Source organism: Salsuginibacillus kocurii DSM 18087 (assembly GCF_000377705.1).
Classification (GTDB): Bacteria; Bacillota; Bacilli; order Bacillales; family Marinococcaceae; genus Salsuginibacillus; species Salsuginibacillus kocurii.
The window spans coordinates 26772-47402 of the sequence record NZ_KB898626.1 but is presented as its reverse complement, the minus strand read 5'-3'; the positions used below and the strand labels follow the sequence as shown (position 1 = coordinate 47402).

Sequence of the window (20631 nt, the reverse complement as noted above, 5' to 3'; positions counted from 1 at the left end):
CCTCCTGTAAACAAATGTCATGCCAAAAAGGGGCACGCAGGGTTCTTTGGCTGTTTCAGTCATTCGAAACGTATGGAGCTGCTGTTGTAAGGATTCGACAGAGAAACTCATGTTGTACCTCCCAATTTGTTGGGGGATATGAAAAATTGAGCATAAAAAAACACGCGAACTCCAAAATCCGTTACACTCGAATTGACTAGAAACAAGAGAAGGACGTTAGAAGGGTTGAGAACCTTCTATGAGCTTGTGGAGTCAACAGCTCTCCCACCGTTTCATAAATCGATAAGAAGTTTAAAGAACTGGGAAACAGAGATTTTGAACAGCTTTGCTTTTGGTTATTCAAACGGATTTATTGAAGGGATTAATAATCAAACCAACGTCTAAAAGTGAAGTGCTTCTAGGCATAACTTCCAATTAAATTCGAATGCGTATATTATCTCATCACCAAGTTACATATCTATCGAAAACCATAGATAGTCGCGGCTCCTACCCCAACATTTGACTAAGAACCTTAAGGAATTAAAATTCTAAGATAAGGAGGAAGATAGCATGAAGCATTTGAATATCGGTCTAGGATTTTTGTTATTTAGTTCGATCATTTATGGTTCAACCTTAATAACTGCAGCTATTTATTCTCATGTGCTTATGGAACGAAGTTGGAACAGTAATCTTGGCATTTTTGGGAGTGCAATGAGAGAAGTAGGGCGCTTTCCTACAATCATAGCAATTTTGTTGGCGATAATAGGGATAGTGTTAGTTATTAAATCAATAAAAAAATAGTAAACTTCACTTATTATGCAGGTTGAATAATTTCATAATGACATTTTAGGAGCAATGAAACGAATACTATCTATCTATTTTTATATACTATACGGCATTTCAAAAGTGATTGAAGCGTAAGCAGGTGCCTCCCAGAGGAAAAAGCGCAGTCTGAAGATCCACTTGTTCGAGGATTTTGCGATCGAAAACGTTAGCTGAAGGCAAGCCCTCAGGAAAGCGCCGTCTGAAGTGAAGGTCACATTCATTCGTCGGATATTCACCTCTTATGTTGAATGATGAAATTGATTCATTTACTATACGGAATTAAAACAATGACAGAAACGTAAGACGGCGACTCCCGGAGGATAAAGCGCAGCTGAAGATCCACTTTTCCGATGGGTTTTACCCATCGAAAAAGTTAGCGGAAGACAAGCCCTCGGGAAAGCGCCGTCTGAAGTGAAGTCCACATTCATTTGTCAGATGTTCACACCTTATTTTAAAGACGAAATTGAGTTAAGAAAGATACGTGTAGATTGAGGACTGTTATTAATTGTTGTTAAAAAGGATGGACCTGACCATTGGTTTAGATCATACTATGTAAAATTTCATAACTCTACTATAACCTGTATGTTATTGCCATCTTTTATACTATAATAAACGGTGTAGTTGATTACTTACTTCAAAGAATAGGTGATGAAAGATGAAAAAAAGCGTAGTAGGATTAGGGATTCCATTTCTGGCAGTTTCATTGCTCGCTGCTTGTGGAGATGATGAAGCAGGGGATGTGGAAGAACCAGGCGATGATGACGCTACTGAAGAAGTAGATGAAACGGAAGAGGATCCGGTTGAAGAAGAGGAAGATGATGAAGATGCGGAAGAAGAGGAAGATACAGAAGAAGAGCTTGAAGAAGTAGATGAAACAGAGGTTGAAGAAACCCTCACAGGCATAGAGGAAGTAGAAGAAGCTATGGTGGAAGCAGGTAGTGGGGAGACGTTAATCATTGACGTTACCGTAACTGACGTTGAAGCTGATATTGATGCCTTAACTTCAGAAGTAGAAGACGAAACATACAGCCTGGTGGATGAAGGGTATTCTCTTGATATCGTTTATATCTATGATGGCGAAGAGGTTGACGCTGTCGTAGTTGAATAGGTTCCGAGGGGTCAGCCCCCCGATTCGGTAACGCATTAAAGCATAATAATCCTTGTGGAGAGTGAGTCTCTGCAGGGCTTTTTTGGGTGCCTGGTCCCTAATATTGAATAATCCCCAAATTTCTATAAATAACTGATAAAAAGAGACACACAAGTCTTTAGCAAGTTTGTGTAGCTCTTTTTTATGGTATGAATGTTCAGTCTATATGAAAGCATGGATGATTATGAGTAAATATTGGTTGGGGTAAACCTTTACTTACTTTATAGCGAGCTCTCAGATTAGAGCGGAGGTTATTTCTTCGAAGAACGACAGGGGAACGCCGATTAAGAATTTGAGCGGCAGTGTCTTCCCATATTCTATACAGAGATGAACGATAGTTGACGACAAACTGGAGAAAACACTCTAATTCTTGTAAAGTAAAGTTTGAATGTTGTATGTGTTCAAACATCCATTTAACAACTGTTAATTGCCCGTGGGTGAGCCTTTCTGGTTCTTCTTTAGGCAAGATGGCTCGGTTATATAAAAAAGGTCTCGCTCTTCGGGGAATCTTAGGGACACAGATCTCATTTAATAAGTTGCCTGCATGATTTTTAAGACCTTCTTCAATATATATACGAGGAACTTCTTCTTTTATAATGTATTTTTTTACTTCATGTTCTTGAACATGAAGTTTATTTGCAATAACAGTTGTTTTCTCCCCCACACTAAGTAACCGTTGAATAAGGTCATATTTTATTAACCACTTGGAAGGTTCAAATGAGAAAATTTTTTGCAAGACAGAATATAATTGCGTCTCTTCATTTGTATAAGTTTTAATATTACAAAGTACTTTCCTTTTCTCATCCTCATATCTAAAGGCTTCATATTCTTTATATCCATCAATTAGAATATAAGTATTATCCTTCTCATTTTTTTCTACAATTAAAAAAGCATGAGTATTTTGTTTATTACGAAGGTAATTAACTCTTTTGTTCAAGTTTTTAATTGAAGAATTCAGCTCATACAGGGGTTTGATAGATTGAATGGGGATAAATCGTATGACGCACAATACCATCCTCCCTTGTTTGTGAAATTTATGAGATTAGACCTTTGTCCTATGTCATAAAATAACGATTCTTATAAAGCGGGGGCTGACCCCCAGCGTGGTGCAGCGGTAATGCAGTGGGGTTGACCTTATTTAAGACACTATTTAACAATCATTTAGGAAGAATTTAATAGTTTTTCACAAAATTTATCAGGGTATATGCCAACTGGTGCTCTTAAGCACAAAACTATCTACTTCAAGGAGGACGTAATTCGTGGCATATCAACCAAAGTCTTACCGACAGTTTTTGGCAACTAGTGTGACAGCGGCAGCGGTAGCTGGGGGCGCGGCAGTTGTAGGTGCAGGCGAAATAAAAGCAGACGATCACGAGGAAGTTGAGGCATCGTTTGATGACGTCGATGAGGACGTTTATTACGCGACACCTGTTCTGCGGATGGCTGAAGCCGGCTTTATCGAAGGTACCGGCAACAATATGTTCACCCCGGATCGCGATGTGACACGTGGAGAAGCCGCTTCTCTTTTCTCTCGTTCTCTTCTCTGGGATACCGATGAAGTTGATCCAGTGGATTTTTACGACGTGGATGCTGAAGCTTTTTACCACGATGACGTAGCGGCGGCGGTTGAGCTTGGGATCATTGAAGGGTACGAAGATGGTTCTTTCCGTCCGGATGACAACCTAACTCGCGGTGAAATGGCAGTACTTATGACGCGCGCGTTTGATCTTGAAGTAGACAACGGCGCAGACCATACGTTTACAGACCTAGACGGTCACCCATATGAAGATTATATTGCAGCGATTGAAGACGCTGGCTTGGCTGACGGTTATCCAGACGGTACTTTCCGTCCTGATGATACGGTTACTCGCGCTGACTTCGCTACTTTCATCTATGAGGACCCAACCATTCAGCAAAACGTTGACGATGCGATTGATGGTGTAGAAGATATCGTTATTATGGACGTTACGGCTGAAACTGAAGCCGGAGTGACTACCGTAATCGGTAATGTCCAAGGTGACTTCGAAGGAGAGGCAGCTACCGTAACGGTTGTATCGGACGATGATGAAGAAGACGTGGTAGAGCAGGATGTAGAAATCAGCCAGGGCGGCAGCGTTTCTGCTGAATTTGAAGACCTTGATGCAGGTGAATATACAGCTACAATCACAGTAGGCGATGTATCAGAGTCTACTGAATTTGAAATCGACGACGATCTTGAAGGAGCGATTGCAGAAGCTGAAGAAGCGATCGATGCACTCGCTGATGATATCACCCTTGAAGACCGCGCGGATGTATTGGAAGCACGCGCTGCTGTTGACGCGGCACTAGAAATAGATGCGGAGGCAGAAATCGAAGGGCTTGAAACGCTTGAAGAGGCTGAAAGTGTCATCGAAGATCTCTTAGAGGATGTGGAAATCGACGATGCGGACTTCACCAGCACTTCTTCCTTTGAAGTGGAATTTGAAAATGGCGTAACCGGCCTGACCGAAGCTAATTTCGACGTTGAGCTTGACGGCGAAGAGCTTGAGTTCGACGTAGAAGCGAATCAAGACGGCACGGTTTACACGTTCACTCACGCGGACCTCTCCGGTGATGAAGGGGAAGTAACGGTAACATTCGGCGAAGACTCAGAAGAGCTTCCGTTTGATTTCACAGACGAAGCCCTTGATGCAGCCGTAGACGCTGTTGAGACGGCCCAAGATGACGATGCTCTGCTGGATGCGCTGCAAGAACCAGTGCTTAACCTTGAAAATGTAAATGAAGAGTTTGTTTCTGAATATGCAGATGAAATTGATGATAGCTTTATTACCGGTGTGGATGATATCCAAGCCGCAATCGACCGTGTGAACGAAGAGTATGCAGATGAAGTGGCAGAGTTATTAGAAACGCTGAACACCACTGTTTCCCAGACTGAATTCCAAGAAACGCTTGAAGAGCTGGGCATAGAGTTTGATGATGACTTACTCACCGAGTACTTCAGCGCTATTCAAGATGCACAGCCGGACAGCGTAGAAGCAGTGGCTGAGGTCATTGCAGAAGTAGAGGCTGGCGTTGCGCTGGAGGCTTATGACACAGCACTAGCAGAGCCAACTGCTGAAAACATCAGCGAAGCCGAAGGTCTAATTGAACTATATATCGAAGACGAAGATGAGCAAGCACTGTTGCTTGAAGATCTAGAAGAGCTTGAAGCAGTAGCTACACTTAATGAGTATGTAGGCGATGATGACATTTCTATTGAGGAGTTAACTAACGACCTCGAAGAATTTGGTATTGAAGGATATGAGCTTATTGAAGATAACTTAGACGAGCTTTTCGAAGAACGTGAAGAAAACTTTACTTCACTAGAAGAAGTTCAATCATTCATCGATGCGGAAAGTGAAGAGTTTGCTACTACTTTAATTAGTGAGCTAAATGAGGCATTTGCAGAGATTAACGATTTTGATGACTTATCTGACCAGGAAGAAGCTGAGCTTGTAGACGATATCGAAGAAATTCTTGGTGAAGATGCATTTAGTGGAGAGTTCGATGATTTAGAAACTTTCTTCGAACTTTACGGAGATGTTGAATTTGAATCAATCTCTGAACTACGCGAAGCTCGAGACGAATCGCGCATTGTAGTGAGTACGAGAACTGCAATTGAAACAGATGATGCCGACGCAATAAATACTGTTTTATTAGACCTCGACGATAATGAAGCATTTATTGAACTTGGAAGCACAGGCCGGGCGGACGTTTCGGAAATCTTGGTTGAAGAATTCGACGAAGATGATATTTCTTCAGAAGAAGATCTCCGCAACGCTCTTAACGAAGCGATAGATATATTCGAAGAGCGAGTAGAGGCTGTCAATGAAGCTACTACTATCTCTGCTATGAGAGATGCTCTAGACGACCTTAACGTAGACGTATTTGATGGCTTAAGTGAAGAAGAAGAACTGGAGTTGGCGGAAGAGTTCTTAAACGCCTTCCCTGAAGATGAAGACGGCGAACGCATTCCGTTCACTGCTATCGGTGATATTGTAGACGAGATTGATGATCTTGAGAATAATGGCGACAACGACAATGATGACGACTAAGACGCCTAAAGTTTTAGTGGGCCCCTGTAGAAGATTTATTCTACAGGGGTGGTTTTTAACTTAGAATCACAGTTGGTATAAGTTTTATAGAAGTTTCAAATGGGAGGGGCTTCAATGGCACTTACCCAGTTGCCTGCAAGTAAAGCGATGCAAGAGAAAGCAGACATGAAAATGTCACCAACAGATTGCTGTGTTACTGCAGAAACTGCCTTTAATGAAAGAGAATTATATAAAACGTTAAAGGACATACTTACGGCTTATGAAAATAACGAGGCCTCCAATGAAGAGGGACTCCACGATATTAATGAGAAGTTGTCTTACTTTCGATTGAACGCCGACCTGAAAGAAGAAATAGAAACACGTTTAAATAACGTCCAAACGCTACGTCAAAACCTTGTAGAGATTGAGAAAGCAGAAAGTTTACGACACGTGAGACAGTTAAAAAGGAAAATTCGTTCATTTAAAAGCACGCCCTTAAAAAAGACGGCTATGAAACAGTTAAAAGAATATGAAGAGAAATTTTCAGCTGAGACTTTAAATAATAATGAACCTGCTGCTAAACAAACAGCCCTGATAACGAGCATTCCGCAATGTAACAGTCCTGAGCAAGTGGCAGAAATCCTGATCAAGCATCTTGATAGTAACTACATGAATTTAGGAAAAGAAGGGCGTTTATATGTAGCAGGCTTAATCATGCAGCAGCGTGAGCAATTTAAATCATCACAAGACATGAGAGACACTGCTTATTCTTATTGTGACCGATTAGAAAATGAAGTGAAAACTATTAATGCAGCCCGCAGTACAGATGAAATAGTGAAGGCCCTTTTTAAGTTACCGCTTAGTATTTTTAAAGAGGCAGATGAAAAGATTCAGAAAGGGGTAGCGAAAAAGCTATTAAATAACTCTCAAACGTATCGTAATTTAGGCACATTAACAGTGACCATTAATCAAATATTTAAACGAGAAAGAAGAAAAAGGGCGCGTTTTAGTCAACAAGATGATGTTTTGTTTTTAACGTTTGATCAGCAAGAGAGAGCTTTAGAATGCGGCATTGGGAGACTTAACCACGTTCCTGAAAGCAGTTTATACGTTGCCCCGGTTCAAAAAGAGCCAACTAGCGCAATTACATTCAAAGAGATTAATTAAAATCAATTTGGTCCCCTGCGGTTATCAGGCTAGGGTAATTATCAGGAGTCCTGCAATGCTGCAGGGCTTTTTTATGGGAGGTTGTGGGTGGTGCTTCGTTCGTACGCTTCAATTAAACAAAGATCTCCTCTGTGATATAATAAGAGAATCATTTAGAAGTAAAAGGTGTAAGAGCAAGATTCTATGGAGGGCATACTCATTGAAACATGACCGTATACAAGATTTTCGCACGCAGACGTCAGACTTGGTAGAGGCTGCTTATCTTGCAGGATCTTCGCCTTTCGTGACTAATGTTGATATCAAACACATGCATTGCTATTTGCTAGGAGCGTTTGACCAGGTCAACCCGCTCGTGCAAACAGTACAGGACTACATAAATGGAAGAGCTTCGGAATATAAATACTCACCGCTTGAAATGTATTATAACTACTATCAGCCAGAGACCATCGGCGAAGCGCTAGGCGTCGTAGTGGAAGAGGAAGATGACGTGCTTACTCGTTCGCCGTTTAATGCCCCGCCACCTCCGCCCTGGGATGGCCGCCCTGTGCTGAAACAATGGGAAAAGAGCAAAAAGCAGGAAAGCCAGCAATTGAAGAAACCTTCGCAAGAGAAGACAACATCGAAAGGGAGCGGGCAACTATACTATGGCCCAGTTGGAGAAGAGTTTGGGGCACGAACATATAAACGACTGATCCGTGCTGCTGATTCCATTCAGGAAAAGGGGTATGAACCAGCTACTGAGAACTCTTTTCTCAAAGGCTGTATTCTCTCCGCCGGATCGGAACAGCGCGTATGGATTATCCATAGTAAACACCGCTTAGCCGCTCTCGCTGCGCTTGAATATAAAACGATTCCGGTCTTATTTGGGCGCAAAAACTTTCCAGTGATCATCAGGCGCGAAGAAGTAGCTTCTTGGCCGCTCGTTCGCCGTCGATTATATACAAAAGAGCAGGCATTAAAAGTGTTTGATCGTTTTTTTACGGAGGAGTTATCTATTACCTCCATTCATTAATTAGGGACCAGCATTTAGTGCTGAGCTGACTGTGAACCTTATTAAGACAAGCGAGAAATAGAGTACAGGAGAAAAGCCGGTGCTATTTCGAAGCAGCGGTTTTTCCTTCATCCACTTGTATTTAGTTCAACTTACAAAGCTGAAATTTTTAGAATTTACAAACGATACATTTGAAGCGAGGCACTTCCCATGAAACGTAATGTAATGATCACTTTAATCTTCGTGGTGTTGATTGGTATAGGATCATCCCCCATTTCAGCAACCAGTGAACCCGCTTTGGAAAATGGCCGGGAGCTCATAGCAGCATATGACCCTAGGTTACCTCCGTTTCATTTTCATGAAGATGGGGATGTGACAGGATTTGCAGTAGAGGTGCTAGAGGAAGTGGCCGCCCGGGAAAATATGCACATTTCTTATGAGCCGATGGTCGAACGAGAGGCACTTGCCTCGTTAGAAGCGGACGAGATTGATATTATTTTAAGTATGAGCTATTCGGAGCAGCACGCTGAATCGTTGGAATTCAGCAACTCCTACTATTCTTCTTCTGTCGGTTTGTTTGTTCCCAGAGAAAAACGTGATATTGAGAGTGTGGCGGATGTGTCTGGCCAGACTGTAGCCTTAAAGCGTGAGAGTGTGGAGCGAGAGTTTCTGCAAAATATTCGCCGTGTACACTTTAATGAAACGAGCAGCCTGGATCATGCGGTGGAGCTTGCCGTTCGAGGGCGAGCAGATGCAGTGGTAGGAGAAGTAAAGACGACAGAAAGGCTGCTTGAACGTCGAGGCAAAGCTGAAAATTATGTAGTTGCAGATAATTACCTCGTCCCACTTGAATACTCATTTGCGACTTCGTCTGAAGATTATCAGACGCTTCGGAGTCTCAACAATGGGCTTCAGGCCATTCACAATGATGGCACTTATCAAGAGCTTTTTAGTGAATGGTTTCCGGAAGAAGATAGTCAGCGGGACCAATTATGGCTTGCGCTGCAGATTCTTGGGGCAGCCTTTCTTGGTACAGCAGTTGTGATTGTGATTGGCGTGCGCTTGAATCGAAAACTACAGCGAGAAGTAGAACGACAAACTGAACAATTAAACGAAGCCAACCGCTCATTGAAAGAACAGGTGGAAGCTACAAAAAATAGCAATGAGTTTCAAAAGCAAATTCTGCAATCCAGTCCGCGCGGTATGATGACCATTAACGAGGAAGGTGTTATCACGTCATTTAACCCGAAAGCAGCCTTCATTTTAAATAGTGAAGAAGAAATGGTTGGGCTAAGTTACGAGAAAGACCCTCTGCTAGATTATTTTTTACACGATAAATTAACGGGTGTATTAATTTATGGAAAACAGTTTCTAGGCGAGGAGAGTACTTGGGTGCGCGAGGATGGCATCCGTCTCAGGTTAAGAGCTTATATTTATCCACTTTACAATTTTGAGCAAGATATCGTCGGTGTAATGTTTACGTTTGAAGATATTAGCGAGGAAATACAAGTTCGTCAGCAAGCGTTTGAAAACGAAAAAAATTTAGCATTAAGTCGTGTGGTTGCGGGGATTGCCCATGAAATTCGTAATCCATTGACGTCGATCAAGGCGTTTATTGACCTGATCCCTTACAAGTTTCAAAGTGAAAAGTTTCGAGAGAAGGTCTCAACCCTTGTTCCTCAGGAAATCGAACGTCTCAATGATTTAATTGAAGGACTCATGGATTATAGCAAATCTCGCCCGGTAGCACAGGAAAGACTGGATACTTCAGACTTACTAGAGGGCTGCCATCTGTTGTTTGAAGGGACAGCGGCGAATAAAGGCATTGCGATGGAATTATCAATTGAAAAAGACTTAGTCATATTGGCAGATCGACAACAAATGAAGCAGGCAATTATCAATTTGATCATTAACGCCATTGATGCATTAGCAGACCATGATTTAACAGTAGATAAAAAAATATACTTACGGAATTATCAGGAAGACGACAACATTTGTATGGAAATAACAGATACAGGACCAGGCATGAGTGAACATGTACAAAGGCAGGCCTTTGAACCTTTTTATACGACAAAGGCGGAAGGGACAGGCCTTGGTCTTGCCATTGCTAAGCAGCATGTAGAAGAAAATAACGGTTTCTTCTATGTAAAGAGTGAACCAGACAATGGGACGTGTATTCAACTTGTATTTCCAACGTATGCAACAACAGAGAGAGTGGGATAAAGGCAAATGAGAAACGCTCTGCCTGTACTCCCACCAGCGCGGAAGTAATCGTTAAAGACAGGAGAAAGGAGTGATCAATGTGAAGGGTTCAGTTTTAATTATCGATGATGAACCGTCAATTTGTACCTCCCTGGAATTCGTATTGGAAGACGACTATAACGTATGGAGTGCAACCAATTCAGCGGAAGGGTTTCAACTACTTGAACATCATCCAATTGACCTCTGTCTCGTTGACTTAAAAATCGGCCAAGAAAATGGCCTTGACGTATTACAGCAAATCAAGGATTTTAATTCAAACATTGTCATTGTGATGATTACCGCCTATGGTACCATTTCGTCTTCTGTGGAAGCTCTTCAAAAAGGAGCTTATTCTTACTTAACCAAACCGTTAAATATGGATGAACTACGATCTGTGATTGAACAAGCGTTTCAGTACGTTAAGTTAAACCGGCAAGTGGACTACTTAACGAATGAGCTAGAAAAGAAATATAACCGGGATGGTTTTCTAGCTCGAAGTGAACCGATGAATAAGGTGTTTAAGTTAATTGATAAAGTAAAGCAAGTAAATACAAATGTGTTAATCACCGGTGAGAGCGGAACTGGAAAAGAACTAGCCGCCCGGTCGTTGCACTTTTCAGGGACAAGGCAGCGCGAGCACTTTGAAGTGGTGAACTGTGCAGCGATTCCAGAACATCTGCTTGAAAGTGAGCTGTTTGGGTATGAAAAGGGTGCCTTTACCGGCGCCACTCAAGCGAAAGAAGGAAAGTTTGAACAAGCAAATGGCGGGACCATTTTCTTAGATGAGATTGGTGATATGTCATTGAACATTCAAGTCAAGCTGTTGCGCGTTTTACAAGGAAAAGAAATTACACGTCTTGGCTCAAATCAGACGATGAATTTAGATGTTCGCCTTATTGCCGCAACCAACAAAGACTTAAAAACTGAAGTGGAGGCTGGCCGCTTTCGTGAAGATTTATATTTTCGCTTAAATGTGATTCAAATTCATTTGCCTCCGCTTCGTGAGCGCATGGATGATGTTTTGTTGTTAGCGCACCATTTTATTCAAGCGCTAAATGAAGAACTGAATACTTCCATTCAGGGGTTATCAAGTGAAGCTGAGGCCTGCTTGCAATCTTATTCATTTCCAGGAAACATTCGGGAGCTGCGTAATATCATTGAGTCATCGATGGTGATCGCGGATGGAGCCTGTATTGAAAAGGATGATTTGCCAGAAACGGTGGCAGGGGCAAGAGGGTCGGCTCCACCTGAACAGACCCTAAGCTACGGTGAGGTTGGACAGACATTAAAAGAAATTGAAAAAGAGCATATTAAACTCACATTAACTCACTTCAAAGGCCATCGCAAAAAGACAGCCGAAACGTTGGGGATTAGTGAACGAAGTCTACGAGACAAGATTAAACTTTACGACCTGTCCACTTGAATGCGGCAACTTTTTCCTTACCGGCAAAAGTTGCCGTTTTTCTTGCTGATGAGAATGTATGCGTTTTCAATAAAACGTTGTCAAATCGGCTTTTGGAATGTTGGCACACTTTTTGCATTATTAACTGATAGATATAAAAACAGGAGGTTATAACATGAAGAAATTCTTAACTGTAATTGGCGCCTCTGCCCTAATGTTAGCAGCTTGTGGTGAAGAAGAGAGCACAGGTGGCTCAGAAAATGGGGGCGATGATGATACTGGGGTCGAAGAAGATATGTTCTTAACAGTAGCAACAGGGGGAACTTCCGGTGTTTATTACCCGATCGGTGGAGCTTTATCTAATCTTTATGAAAGCGAATTAGGGACCGATTCTTCCGTGCAATCAACTGGGGCTTCGGTAGAAAATATTAACTTGCTAGAGGATGACCGTGCTGAAGTTGCAATAACGATGTCTGATGCGGTCGCCCAGGCGTATGAAGGAACGGGTCCTTTCGAAGATGAAGAACCGATCGAAGGACTGCGTGGCATGGCTTCGCTTTATCCGAATTATGTGCAAGTGGTAACAACAGAAGATTCTGGTATTGAAACGATTGAGGACCTAGAAGGAATGGACGTTGGGGTTGGTGCCCCGAACTCTGGTGTCGAGTTAAATGCACAAATGGTACTCGAAGCACATGGCATGGATTACAGCGATATTGAGGAAGATTTCCTTTCTTATAGTGAAGCCATTGATCAAATGCAAAACGATATGATCGATGCGGCATTTGTTACTAGTGGACTGCCGAACTCTACGGTTATTGACTTATCCACCCAAGATGACGTGAACATCGTGCCAATTGAAGGTGAGCCATTGGAATACTTGCAGGAGGAGTATGATTTCTTCAGTGAAGGAACCATTGATGCTGATATTTACGAAACAGATGAAGATGTACAAACAGCTACTATTATGAATGTCTTACTGGTAAACGAAAATTTAAGTGATGAAGAAGTTTATGATTTAACGGAAACCATGTTTGATAACATAGAGACCATTCAAGGTTCACACAATTCAGCGGAAGAAATTGATCTAGACACGGTAGAAGAAGGGATGCCGGTTCCATTTCATCCAGGCGCTGAGCAGTACTACGAAGAAGTAGGTGCTTTTGACGAATAATGAAGGGGGAAGGAGGAGAGGAAGTCTCTCTTCCTTAGTATGATGAGAGACATATGGAGTAAAGGAATCATAATTTTAAGCTTAGCGATAGGACTTAGTGCATGTGAGGCGGGAGAAAAGACGCTTATCATCGAACATGCAAAAAAAGGTGAAGTGTTTCATGAAGGTACAGTTGAGGTCGGGGATGAAGTGGCTCTTTCTTGGATTCATTCGGTGGAACAAACGCCGTGGAAAGACGTGTTTAGCGTGGATGGATCGTGCGAACTCTTGTTGACAGAAACTCACTTTGAATCATTTGGTGCTGGGGTTGAGCACGAATTTGAACAAGTGGAGAGGGAGAATGGCACAGTCATTGCCCAAGGGATCAATGACTGTCACGACTCCGTTGACTGGATTCATTCTCATGAGGCGGAGTATCGTGTGACGGTAAATGAAAAAACAGTAGCTGACCCGGAAGAATTACCACATCATGAACCGCTTCGAATTATGATAGAAAAGAGGTGATGGTATGCGTTCATCACAGCAGTCATCAGAACATAACCCATTACATGAAGACCAACATGCCGACGAACAGCAACAAGAAGTGTTGGAAAAATATGATAATGAATCACGGTTTCGCGTATTTGATAATCGAATCGTAGCTTGGGGTGTTTCCCTAATAGCTGTTTTTCTTTCCCTTTATCATTTATACACCTCATACTTTGGGACCCCGGTTACGTTGCAGCACCGTTCGTTGCACGTGGCTGTTATTCTTGTGCTTGTTTTCATGCTTTATCCGCCATTTAAGCGCTCAAAACGAAACATTTTACACTGGTATGATGCCTTATTTGCTGTAATGGCTTTATCCACTACTGTATATGTTTTCATCGAATACGAAGGCATCATTCAACGCGGTGGTATTCCAAATAACATTGACCTGATTTTCGGTGCAATGCTTGTTGTACTCGTACTTGAAGCTGCCCGCCGTGTTACCGGCTGGGGCTTGCCATTGTTAGCTTCGTTATTTTTAATTTATGGTATGTTTGGCCGAGAATTGGGCGGAATCTTCCGCCACCGCGGGTATGAATGGGATGAGATCGTCGGGTTTATGTATCAGACAACTGAAGGAGTGTATGGCACTGCAATCGGCGTTTCTGCTACATACATCTTCCTCTTTATCTTATTCGGTGCCTTTTTACAAAAATCAGGCATGGGTCAGTTCTTTAATGACTTAGCTCTTGCCATAGCTGGTCAGACCCGGGGTGGACCAGCGAAAGTGTCAGTTATAGCCAGCGGCTTTCTTGGAAGCATTAACGGGGCTGCCGTCGCAAACGTGGTGACAACTGGCTCCTTTACCATCCCTTTAATGAAAAAAATAGGTTACAAAAAGAATTTCGCCGGTGCTGTGGAAGCTTCAGCATCTGTGGGTGGTCAGATTTTGCCGCCAATTATGGGGGCTGCTGCTTTTATCATGGCTGAAATGCTGGGCCTCCCCTATAGTCAGATAGCCCTTGCAGCCTTGCTGCCAGCTTTGTTGTTTTATCTAGGCGTGATTACCCAAATCCATTTGCGTGCCTCCAAAGAAGGGTTGAAAGGTATTTCAAAAGATAACTTACCAGCGATCAAGCAAGTGATGGTTGAGCGTGGCCACTTGCTCATCCCGCTTCTTTTCTTAATGTATATGCTGTTCTTTAGTGGACGGACCATTATCTTCTCAGCCTTCTTGACCATTCTAGTGACAGTAGCCATATCCATGCTTAGAAAAACGACACGCATGTCCATCCGTGACATTTTCGATGCTCTGGAAAATGGCGCTCGCACCGCAATTGGAGTAGCGGTGGCCTGTGCAGCAGTAGGATTGATTGTTGGAATTGCAACCTTAACTGGATTTGGCCTGAGCTTGGCCAACGGTATTGTTGCCTTGGGCGGAGAAAGTTTATTGTTAACGCTCATGTTTACGATGGTTGCCTGTATTGTGCTCGGTATGGGGCTGCCAAGCATTCCAACTTACATCATTACCTCAACTATGGCAGCACCTGCCCTCGTAGAATTAGGAATTGAAGCGCTAGTCGCTCACTTGTTTGTCTTCTATTTCGGTATTTTCGCCAATATTACCCCTCCGGTGGCGTTAGCTTCATTTGCTGCCGCTGGAATTTCAGGTGGCCAACAGATGCGGACAGGTTTTGTATCAATGAAACTTGCCATCGCCGGTTTCATTGTGCCTTACTTGTTTGTGTATAATGATTCACTGCTTCTCATTAACACGACATTTAGCGAAGGGGTATTGGTCACCATCACCGCTATAATAGGCGTCGTGCTCCTAGGAGTGGCAGCAGAAGGTTTCCTTATGACAAAAATGCCTGTGCTCTTGCGTTTGCTCTTGGCAGGAGGGGCGCTTATGCTAATGACACCAAACTTGCTCTATGATGTAACAGCGCTTGTGCTTATTGCTGTTTTGCTGGGCGTTCAATGGCTGCTGGCAAAACGAGTCGGTTTGAACACCATAAAAGCGATTTAAGCAGGTTGCGATACTTGTTTCGATGTTCACCTAAATAAGAAACCGATCCCCCCTGGAAAGAGAGCAGTTAAGGACTCTATCCAGGGGGATTTTTTATGATTTCTCAGTCATTGCACTTTATAAATACTTTAGCCAAGAGGGATGGTACAGGACTTTGGATGTGTCTGATATGTTTAGTGCTAATTGGAGGAAGAGACTACCGGCTGGGTTATGTGAGCCGTTAGAGTCTTGCAAGCTCGTGAATAATAACTCTGGGAGAATTGCTTAAAACAGAACCTTATATACGAGTGTTCATTTGTTTTCTATACATTGTATTTAACTTGTATTTATAGTATTATATATGTTGTTTTACATATTTTAGATTATTTATAGGTTTTAAGATGTAATTCTTTGGTTTCAAAGAGAAGGGTGGAAGGAATAGTGGGAAGAATAAAAACATGGGTAATGGTTGTGGGAGCTGTACTTTTTATCTTTAGTCAGGATGTATTCGAGATTAAAGGGGAAGCACAAGCTGCTGTCATGAAAGAAGAGCCGGTCTTTTTACAAAATGGAGAGGAGGAATCACTGGCTGAGCACCCCTTGTTATCTAATGGGGAGAGCTCTTATATTCCTTTTGAGGATTTAGCTCAATTAGAAAATCTGGACTACAAAATTGAAAATGGAACGATGACCGTTACAGAGTCAGACCAAGCAACTAGTTCACTTGAGCTTAGTCCTTTGCCGAAAGAATACATACCATCTTTTTATGAGTTTGGAAGTTTCAATTCAGGGATTGGAGCTGGTAGTGGAGCTGTTATGGAGAATGGAGAGGCGAATACACTTTATGGAAAAAATGAAGATGAGCCTTTATATCCTGCAAGCACCACAAAAGTGATGACTGCTTTGGTAGCGTTGGAACATGTGGAGTTGAATGAAACAGTGCGTATAAGTGAGGCGACGAGTTCAATTCCTAGGCGAACATCTACGGCAGATATTGATCCCGGCGATCGTATGTCTTTTAGAGATTTGTTATATGCCTTGATGGTTCCTTCCGGGAATGATGCGGCTGTTGCGATCGCCGTACATGTGGCAGGAAGTGAAGAAGGTTTTATTGAGATGATGAATAAGAAAGCAGAAGAAATAGGGGCGCTCAATACCAATTTTAAAAATCCGCATGGGCTCCATGACGAACAGCAGTATACAACAGCTTATGATTTGGCACTTATTGCTTACGAAGCAAGCAAGTATGAGGTTTTCATGGATCTGGTTAGCACACCAGCCTATTATGCAACTTATACGGATCGTTATGGGTGGCCTAAAAATAGTTTCTGGGAGGCCACTAATCAGCAAATCATTCCTGAAAAGAGCCATTATGATGACCGAATGGCTGGAGGGAAAACTGGCTACACCTCGGCATCTCGCCATAATCTCGTGGCCTTCGCTGAACATGAAGGGAACATATATACCATTGCGTTATTGCGTGGCGAACGTGATCAGCGTTACCGTGATGCGGCTTCCCTATTAACATCGGCCAAAGAAGCAAGGACATCTTATAATAAAGATTTTAAACAACCTATCCAGTTATCCCCTGCGTCAACCTTGTTAGACGGGGAGTACCTAACCTCACCTGAAGAACCTTTTGTTACCTACGCAGGAAATTACTATATAACGTTAGAAAACCTTGAACAAAGTTTTGACTTGGAACTTAGCCAAGAACAGGAAATGAAATTAAGTGTAGATGGAACACTGGTCCCTTTTGGCAATGCAGCTCCTATCATGGAAAACGATCGCATGCTTGTTCCGGTGCGTCCTATTTTTGACCACCTTGGCTTGGATATAGAATGGGACCCAGAGAATAGAGTGGTTAGCGCCGTGGATGGTCATACTTCACTTGAATTACCTATCGGTTCTCGCCAAGCATCCTTTAATCACGAAGCAGTAACTCTTGATGCAGCAGCTGATGTGAGGAATGGACGAACTTATGTCCCTGCGCGTTTCGTCGCTGAAGCCTTTAATTCAGAAGTTGACTGGGGACGCGGGCGAACATTACGTATTCATTAAAAGTGAGTAGTATAGAAAACCAAAAGACTACCATTGACCATCTTTACCTTATTTAAAAGGGGAGAGGGGGAGAAACTGATGCGGAGAGCGTGTTGTTCTTCTCCAGTGAGAGTAACTAAAAGTAGAATAGGTTGGTTTATTTGAAGGTTTTGGACGTAAGGAAGGTTCTTGGCGAAATTTCCCTTTATTCTTTTAGCAGGAAAAAGAAATTGTTTGTCGAATAACGAAGGAGACGTTGATACATAGGAAGTGGGCTAAGTCCTAGCGAAAAGGAAGGGAAGTCTGACAGGTGAAGAGAGCCTGTCAGCCTGTCGTGTTGCTTTAGACGAGGGGAGGGAGAAGAAGAGATCTTTTATAGATAGAATTGATTACTTATTACAAACTGACACGCCTCCTTGGAACATAACAACAGGAGGAGAAGGAAAGGCTTGAGAAGATCATGATCATTACTGCACCTTTTGCTGAACACCTTTATACTGTGCTATTTATTAGCTTTTTACTCCTTATTGGTTTGCTTTACATACCGGAACGATTTCGAAGGTTTCGCTTTCTGAATTTTCTGCTGTCTATTGCGTTAATAGGGGCCGGGCAGGCTTACAATAAACACTTTCGCAAAGCATTCGTGCTTTCCGGCGCCTGGCTGGGAGCCTTGCTGCTTCTTTATTATGATGTAATTGGCGATGGGAACATGAATTTTAATACAGGTGATTCAAACATTGCAGCGTGGATTTTTTTACCGGCATGGGGGTTTGCGATTATAGACGGTCTCTGGTTTACAGAAACAGAAACGAAGCGAACAAAGCGACTTCTCAAATTGCGCCGAAAAGAGCGGGCGTTGGCAAAAGAAATTCGTGAAAAGCAACTGCTTGTTAACATTCGCACAGCTCATCAGAACGATCAGGCAATCGGACTGGACACAAACATTTTAATGCACGAAGAAGATGTTATTGTTAATGAGTTAGTGAAGGGGCGGATTTTCATGAGCTGGGTCGTTTTAAATGAACTGGACGGCTTAAAGAAAAGCCATAATAAAGATAGGCGTCGCCGCGCTCAGCAAGCATTTGACCGCATTGAAACATTCCAGACGCAAAGCGAGTTCCGAATTGTCTCGCCCCCAGAAGATCATTATATTAGAAAACAAAATCTGAATGCCTATGACAATGACGATAAAATTGTTGCTACTTATTTGAAAATGCAACAAGAAGGAGAGAAGATCAGCGTCTTTGCGAACGATAAAAACGTACGTATTAAATGCCGCCAACTGCAAGTTCCGGTCATTGAAGCTGAAAACGTCCAAGCCGAAGCAGACGCTTCCTAATGGAAAGGAGAGGATTACCTTATGGGTTTTATTATATTTATCGCTTGCTCGTGCGCCTATTTGCTGCTTGCGAATAAAAGGCAGCAGGCATTAGCAGGAGCGGAGTTGGGGGCGCCATTAGTTACAGCTACTTCATTAGCCGGGGGGTACGGAGTTTCAAGCGGGCCCACATCTCATTCTACGTTACATGACAGCTTAGACGATCTCCACGCTGCAGATCACGACCCTCATGCCGGCATGCCGCAGCCAGGTGACGATATGATTATAGATGAACAAGTTTATGGCATCGACCACAACTTAGGCATCGTAAACCCAGATCCTCATCAAGACCAAGGCATGAACGGGATGGATCATATGGGTAACCCTTAAGGACTGCCCAAGCCTTGTTTTATTAGGAAAGGCGTTCGACTTCTACCCGTAGTCCAGATCCTTGTTGGTTGTAAGCAAAAAACCGTTGTGATGGTTACCCATCTCAACGGTTTTTTGTTTTTTAAAGGAGCTTTTTTGGCGGCTTCCAGGAGTGAATTATTCAGAGGAAGAAAATTAACTCCCTTTTAATCTTGCACGTGATCCACAATCAACCACGTCCCGTCGACCTTCTCAAGGTGATAATAAGCATTGTATGCACCATGGGTTATTGGGCCCTCAGGAGAAGCTTCGACCGCAAAAATAACTTCAACTTCATTCTCCCCTTCACTCACCGTTATTGACTCGTAAGGCATTTGGGTAGGGAAATCATACATGAGGTGATTCCACCAAAATTCATCATTGTAATACCTTTGTTCTATATTGTCTAAGTAATCATGGCTGTAATAGGGAGAAAAAGAAGGTCGTAACGTACTAAAGGCAGTTTTCCCATCATCCTCTTCACCGATGTGACCATACCCATCTTGATAACCTTCTAAAATTCCTTCAAACAAAATATTCTCTGCTTGTTTTACAAATACAATCGGGTCGTTTAGTTCTTCAACTGGCGGGTCAATTTCTGCATTCATAGCACGGTGCAAGAAAGCGCTAAACTCTCCGCGTGTAATCTCGTTCTCCGGTTGAAAGGTGCCATCAGGATAACCAGAAGTTACGTTGGAACGGTATAGTTCGCTAATTTCCTCAAAAGAATGGCGCTGGCGTTCGACATCATGGGCATGAGACATAAAGTGGGCTGCCGGAACTAAGTCATAAGATTGTGACAAGATAATGGCCATTTGTTCTCTCGTCATCGCTTCATCCGGCCGAAAGGACCCATCTGGGAATCCATCTAAAATGTTAGCATCAACGGCAGCACCAATGGCTTCTGCTACTTCACCGGAACTTGGAACATCCTCAAAGTTATGAGAAGCCCCTTCTGTATTTAAGTCAAGTGCGCGGCTAACCATAATTGCCGCTTCCCCGCGAGATAAGGACTGATCGGCCCCAAACGAGCCATCAGGCAAGCCACTCACAATCCCTTTTTCAGCTAATACCTGAATATCAGAATAAAAATCATCTCCTTGGGTTAAATCTGTAAAATCCTCAGCTGCTTGTAATGGTGAACTAACTAACAACATGGCAGCAACACCTGCAACCCCTAATAAGTAATTTTTCATAGTAAATATAGCCCTCCCTGATAGATATAGTAAAAGTTTAATAATGAATATATTACCATAGTAGTTAAAGATTTCAATAAATTTTTGGTAAAAATAACTACAAATATAGTTATTATTTACTTTTTACAAAAAGTTAAAAGAGGCTTATTTGCCTATGATTCCTAAATTAATAGAGTTTTTAGCCATAGGGCTCATGGGAAATCATGAACAGATAC

At 42.5% G+C, this 20631-nt stretch carries 15 protein-coding genes and 1 pseudogene; 14 read left to right on the top strand and 2 right to left on the bottom strand.

Translation table 11 applies throughout. The annotated features are described in order from the left end of the window. Positions 1 to 192: 192 nt before the first annotated feature. From D469_RS21595 to D469_RS21110, 3 genes and pseudogenes are all read left to right on the top strand, one after another. A pseudogene (locus tag D469_RS21595) lies at positions 193 to 381 on the top strand (transposase); the annotation flags it as partial. A gap of 168 nt (positions 382 to 549) precedes the next feature. Beyond that, on the top strand, positions 550 to 780 hold the full coding sequence (locus D469_RS0108895; RefSeq protein WP_018923040.1) for a hypothetical protein: 231 nt from the start codon (positions 550 to 552) through the stop codon (positions 778 to 780). Positions 781 to 1459: 679 nt separating this feature from the next. After that, a complete protein-coding gene (locus D469_RS21110; protein ID WP_018923039.1) occupies positions 1460 to 1912 on the top strand; it encodes a hypothetical protein in 453 nt (150 codons plus the stop codon). A 196-nt stretch (positions 1913 to 2108) separates the two neighbouring features. Here the strand turns inward: D469_RS21110 and D469_RS0108885 are convergent, their stop codons facing one another. Then, positions 2109 to 2960 (bottom strand): hypothetical protein, encoded by an 852-nt coding sequence (locus D469_RS0108885; RefSeq protein ID WP_018923038.1) that lies wholly within the window; start codon positions 2958 to 2960, stop codon positions 2109 to 2111. Between the two features lie 250 nt (positions 2961 to 3210). Here D469_RS0108885 and D469_RS0108880 point away from each other — a divergent pair, with 250 nt between their 5' ends. From D469_RS0108880 to D469_RS0108825, 11 genes are all read left to right on the top strand, one after another. Continuing rightward, entirely contained in the window at positions 3211 to 6024 is a 2814-nt protein-coding gene (locus tag D469_RS0108880; RefSeq protein WP_018923037.1) for an S-layer homology domain-containing protein, read from the top strand. 147 nt (positions 6025 to 6171) lie between these two features. Further along, the gene (locus D469_RS0108875; RefSeq protein WP_156816953.1) at positions 6172 to 7170 is read left to right on the top strand and encodes a hypothetical protein; all 999 of its coding nucleotides are present in this window, start codon (positions 6172 to 6174) and stop codon (positions 7168 to 7170) included. 199 nt (positions 7171 to 7369) lie between these two features. Then, the gene (locus D469_RS0108870) at positions 7370 to 8182 is read left to right on the top strand and encodes a hypothetical protein (protein WP_018923035.1); all 813 of its coding nucleotides are present in this window, start codon (positions 7370 to 7372) and stop codon (positions 8180 to 8182) included. Positions 8183 to 8371: 189 nt separating this feature from the next. Then, positions 8372 to 10384, top strand: a complete 2013-nt coding sequence (locus tag D469_RS0108860) for a transporter substrate-binding domain-containing protein (protein WP_018923033.1) — start codon at positions 8372 to 8374, stop codon at positions 10382 to 10384. A gap of 79 nt (positions 10385 to 10463) precedes the next feature. Next, positions 10464 to 11825, top strand: a complete 1362-nt coding sequence (locus D469_RS0108855) for a sigma-54-dependent transcriptional regulator (protein ID WP_018923032.1) — start codon at positions 10464 to 10466, stop codon at positions 11823 to 11825. 154 nt (positions 11826 to 11979) lie between these two features. Next, positions 11980 to 12978, top strand: coding sequence for a TAXI family TRAP transporter solute-binding subunit (locus D469_RS0108850; RefSeq protein ID WP_018923031.1), 999 nt, complete (start codon positions 11980 to 11982; stop codon positions 12976 to 12978). Between the two features lie 39 nt (positions 12979 to 13017). Continuing rightward, positions 13018 to 13482, top strand: a complete 465-nt coding sequence (locus D469_RS0108845) for a DUF1850 domain-containing protein (protein ID WP_018923030.1) — start codon at positions 13018 to 13020, stop codon at positions 13480 to 13482. A gap of 4 nt (positions 13483 to 13486) precedes the next feature. Next, positions 13487 to 15475 carry a TRAP transporter permease gene (locus D469_RS0108840; RefSeq protein WP_018923029.1) on the top strand — a complete coding sequence of 663 codons (1989 nt, stop codon included), beginning with the start codon at positions 13487 to 13489 and terminating at the stop codon, positions 15473 to 15475. Positions 15476 to 15895: 420 nt separating this feature from the next. Then, positions 15896 to 17515, top strand: a complete 1620-nt coding sequence (locus tag D469_RS21105) for a stalk domain-containing protein (RefSeq protein ID WP_018923028.1) — start codon at positions 15896 to 15898, stop codon at positions 17513 to 17515. Positions 17516 to 17954: 439 nt separating this feature from the next. Further along, complete coding sequence (locus tag D469_RS21100) at positions 17955 to 18833, top strand: PIN domain-containing protein (RefSeq protein WP_018923027.1); 879 nt, start codon at positions 17955 to 17957, stop codon at positions 18831 to 18833. A gap of 21 nt (positions 18834 to 18854) precedes the next feature. Further along, the gene (locus tag D469_RS0108825) at positions 18855 to 19202 is read left to right on the top strand and encodes a hypothetical protein (protein ID WP_018923026.1); all 348 of its coding nucleotides are present in this window, start codon (positions 18855 to 18857) and stop codon (positions 19200 to 19202) included. A 185-nt stretch (positions 19203 to 19387) separates the two neighbouring features. Here D469_RS0108825 and D469_RS0108820 read toward each other — a convergent pair whose 3' ends face one another. Next, positions 19388 to 20416, bottom strand: coding sequence for an S-layer homology domain-containing protein (locus D469_RS0108820; protein ID WP_018923025.1), 1029 nt, complete (start codon positions 20414 to 20416; stop codon positions 19388 to 19390). Positions 20417 to 20631: the final 215 nt, after the last annotated feature.

What these genes read in the sequence shown, in the direction of transcription:
- D469_RS0108850 (WP_018923031.1), top strand. Translation starts at nt 11,980, where the DNA reads ATGAAGAAATTCTTAACTGTAATTGGCGCCTCTGCCCTAATGTTAGCA.
- D469_RS0108825 (WP_018923026.1), top strand. Translation starts at nt 18,855, where the DNA reads ATGGGTTTTATTATATTTATCGCTTGCTCGTGCGCCTATTTGCTGCTT.
- D469_RS0108840 (WP_018923029.1), top strand. Translation starts at nt 13,487, where the DNA reads ATGCGTTCATCACAGCAGTCATCAGAACATAACCCATTACATGAAGAC.
- D469_RS0108860 (WP_018923033.1), top strand. Translation starts at nt 8,372, where the DNA reads ATGAAACGTAATGTAATGATCACTTTAATCTTCGTGGTGTTGATTGGT.
- D469_RS0108845 (WP_018923030.1), top strand. Translation starts at nt 13,018, where the DNA reads ATGATGAGAGACATATGGAGTAAAGGAATCATAATTTTAAGCTTAGCG.
- D469_RS21110 (WP_018923039.1), top strand. Translation starts at nt 1,460, where the DNA reads ATGAAAAAAAGCGTAGTAGGATTAGGGATTCCATTTCTGGCAGTTTCA.
- D469_RS0108820 (WP_018923025.1), bottom strand. Translation starts at nt 20,416, where the DNA reads ATGAAAAATTACTTATTAGGGGTTGCAGGTGTTGCTGCCATGTTGTTA.
- D469_RS0108875 (WP_156816953.1), top strand. Translation starts at nt 6,172, where the DNA reads ATGCAAGAGAAAGCAGACATGAAAATGTCACCAACAGATTGCTGTGTT.
- D469_RS21100 (WP_018923027.1), top strand. Translation starts at nt 17,955, where the DNA reads ATGATCATTACTGCACCTTTTGCTGAACACCTTTATACTGTGCTATTT.
- D469_RS0108895 (WP_018923040.1), top strand. Translation starts at nt 550, where the DNA reads ATGAAGCATTTGAATATCGGTCTAGGATTTTTGTTATTTAGTTCGATC.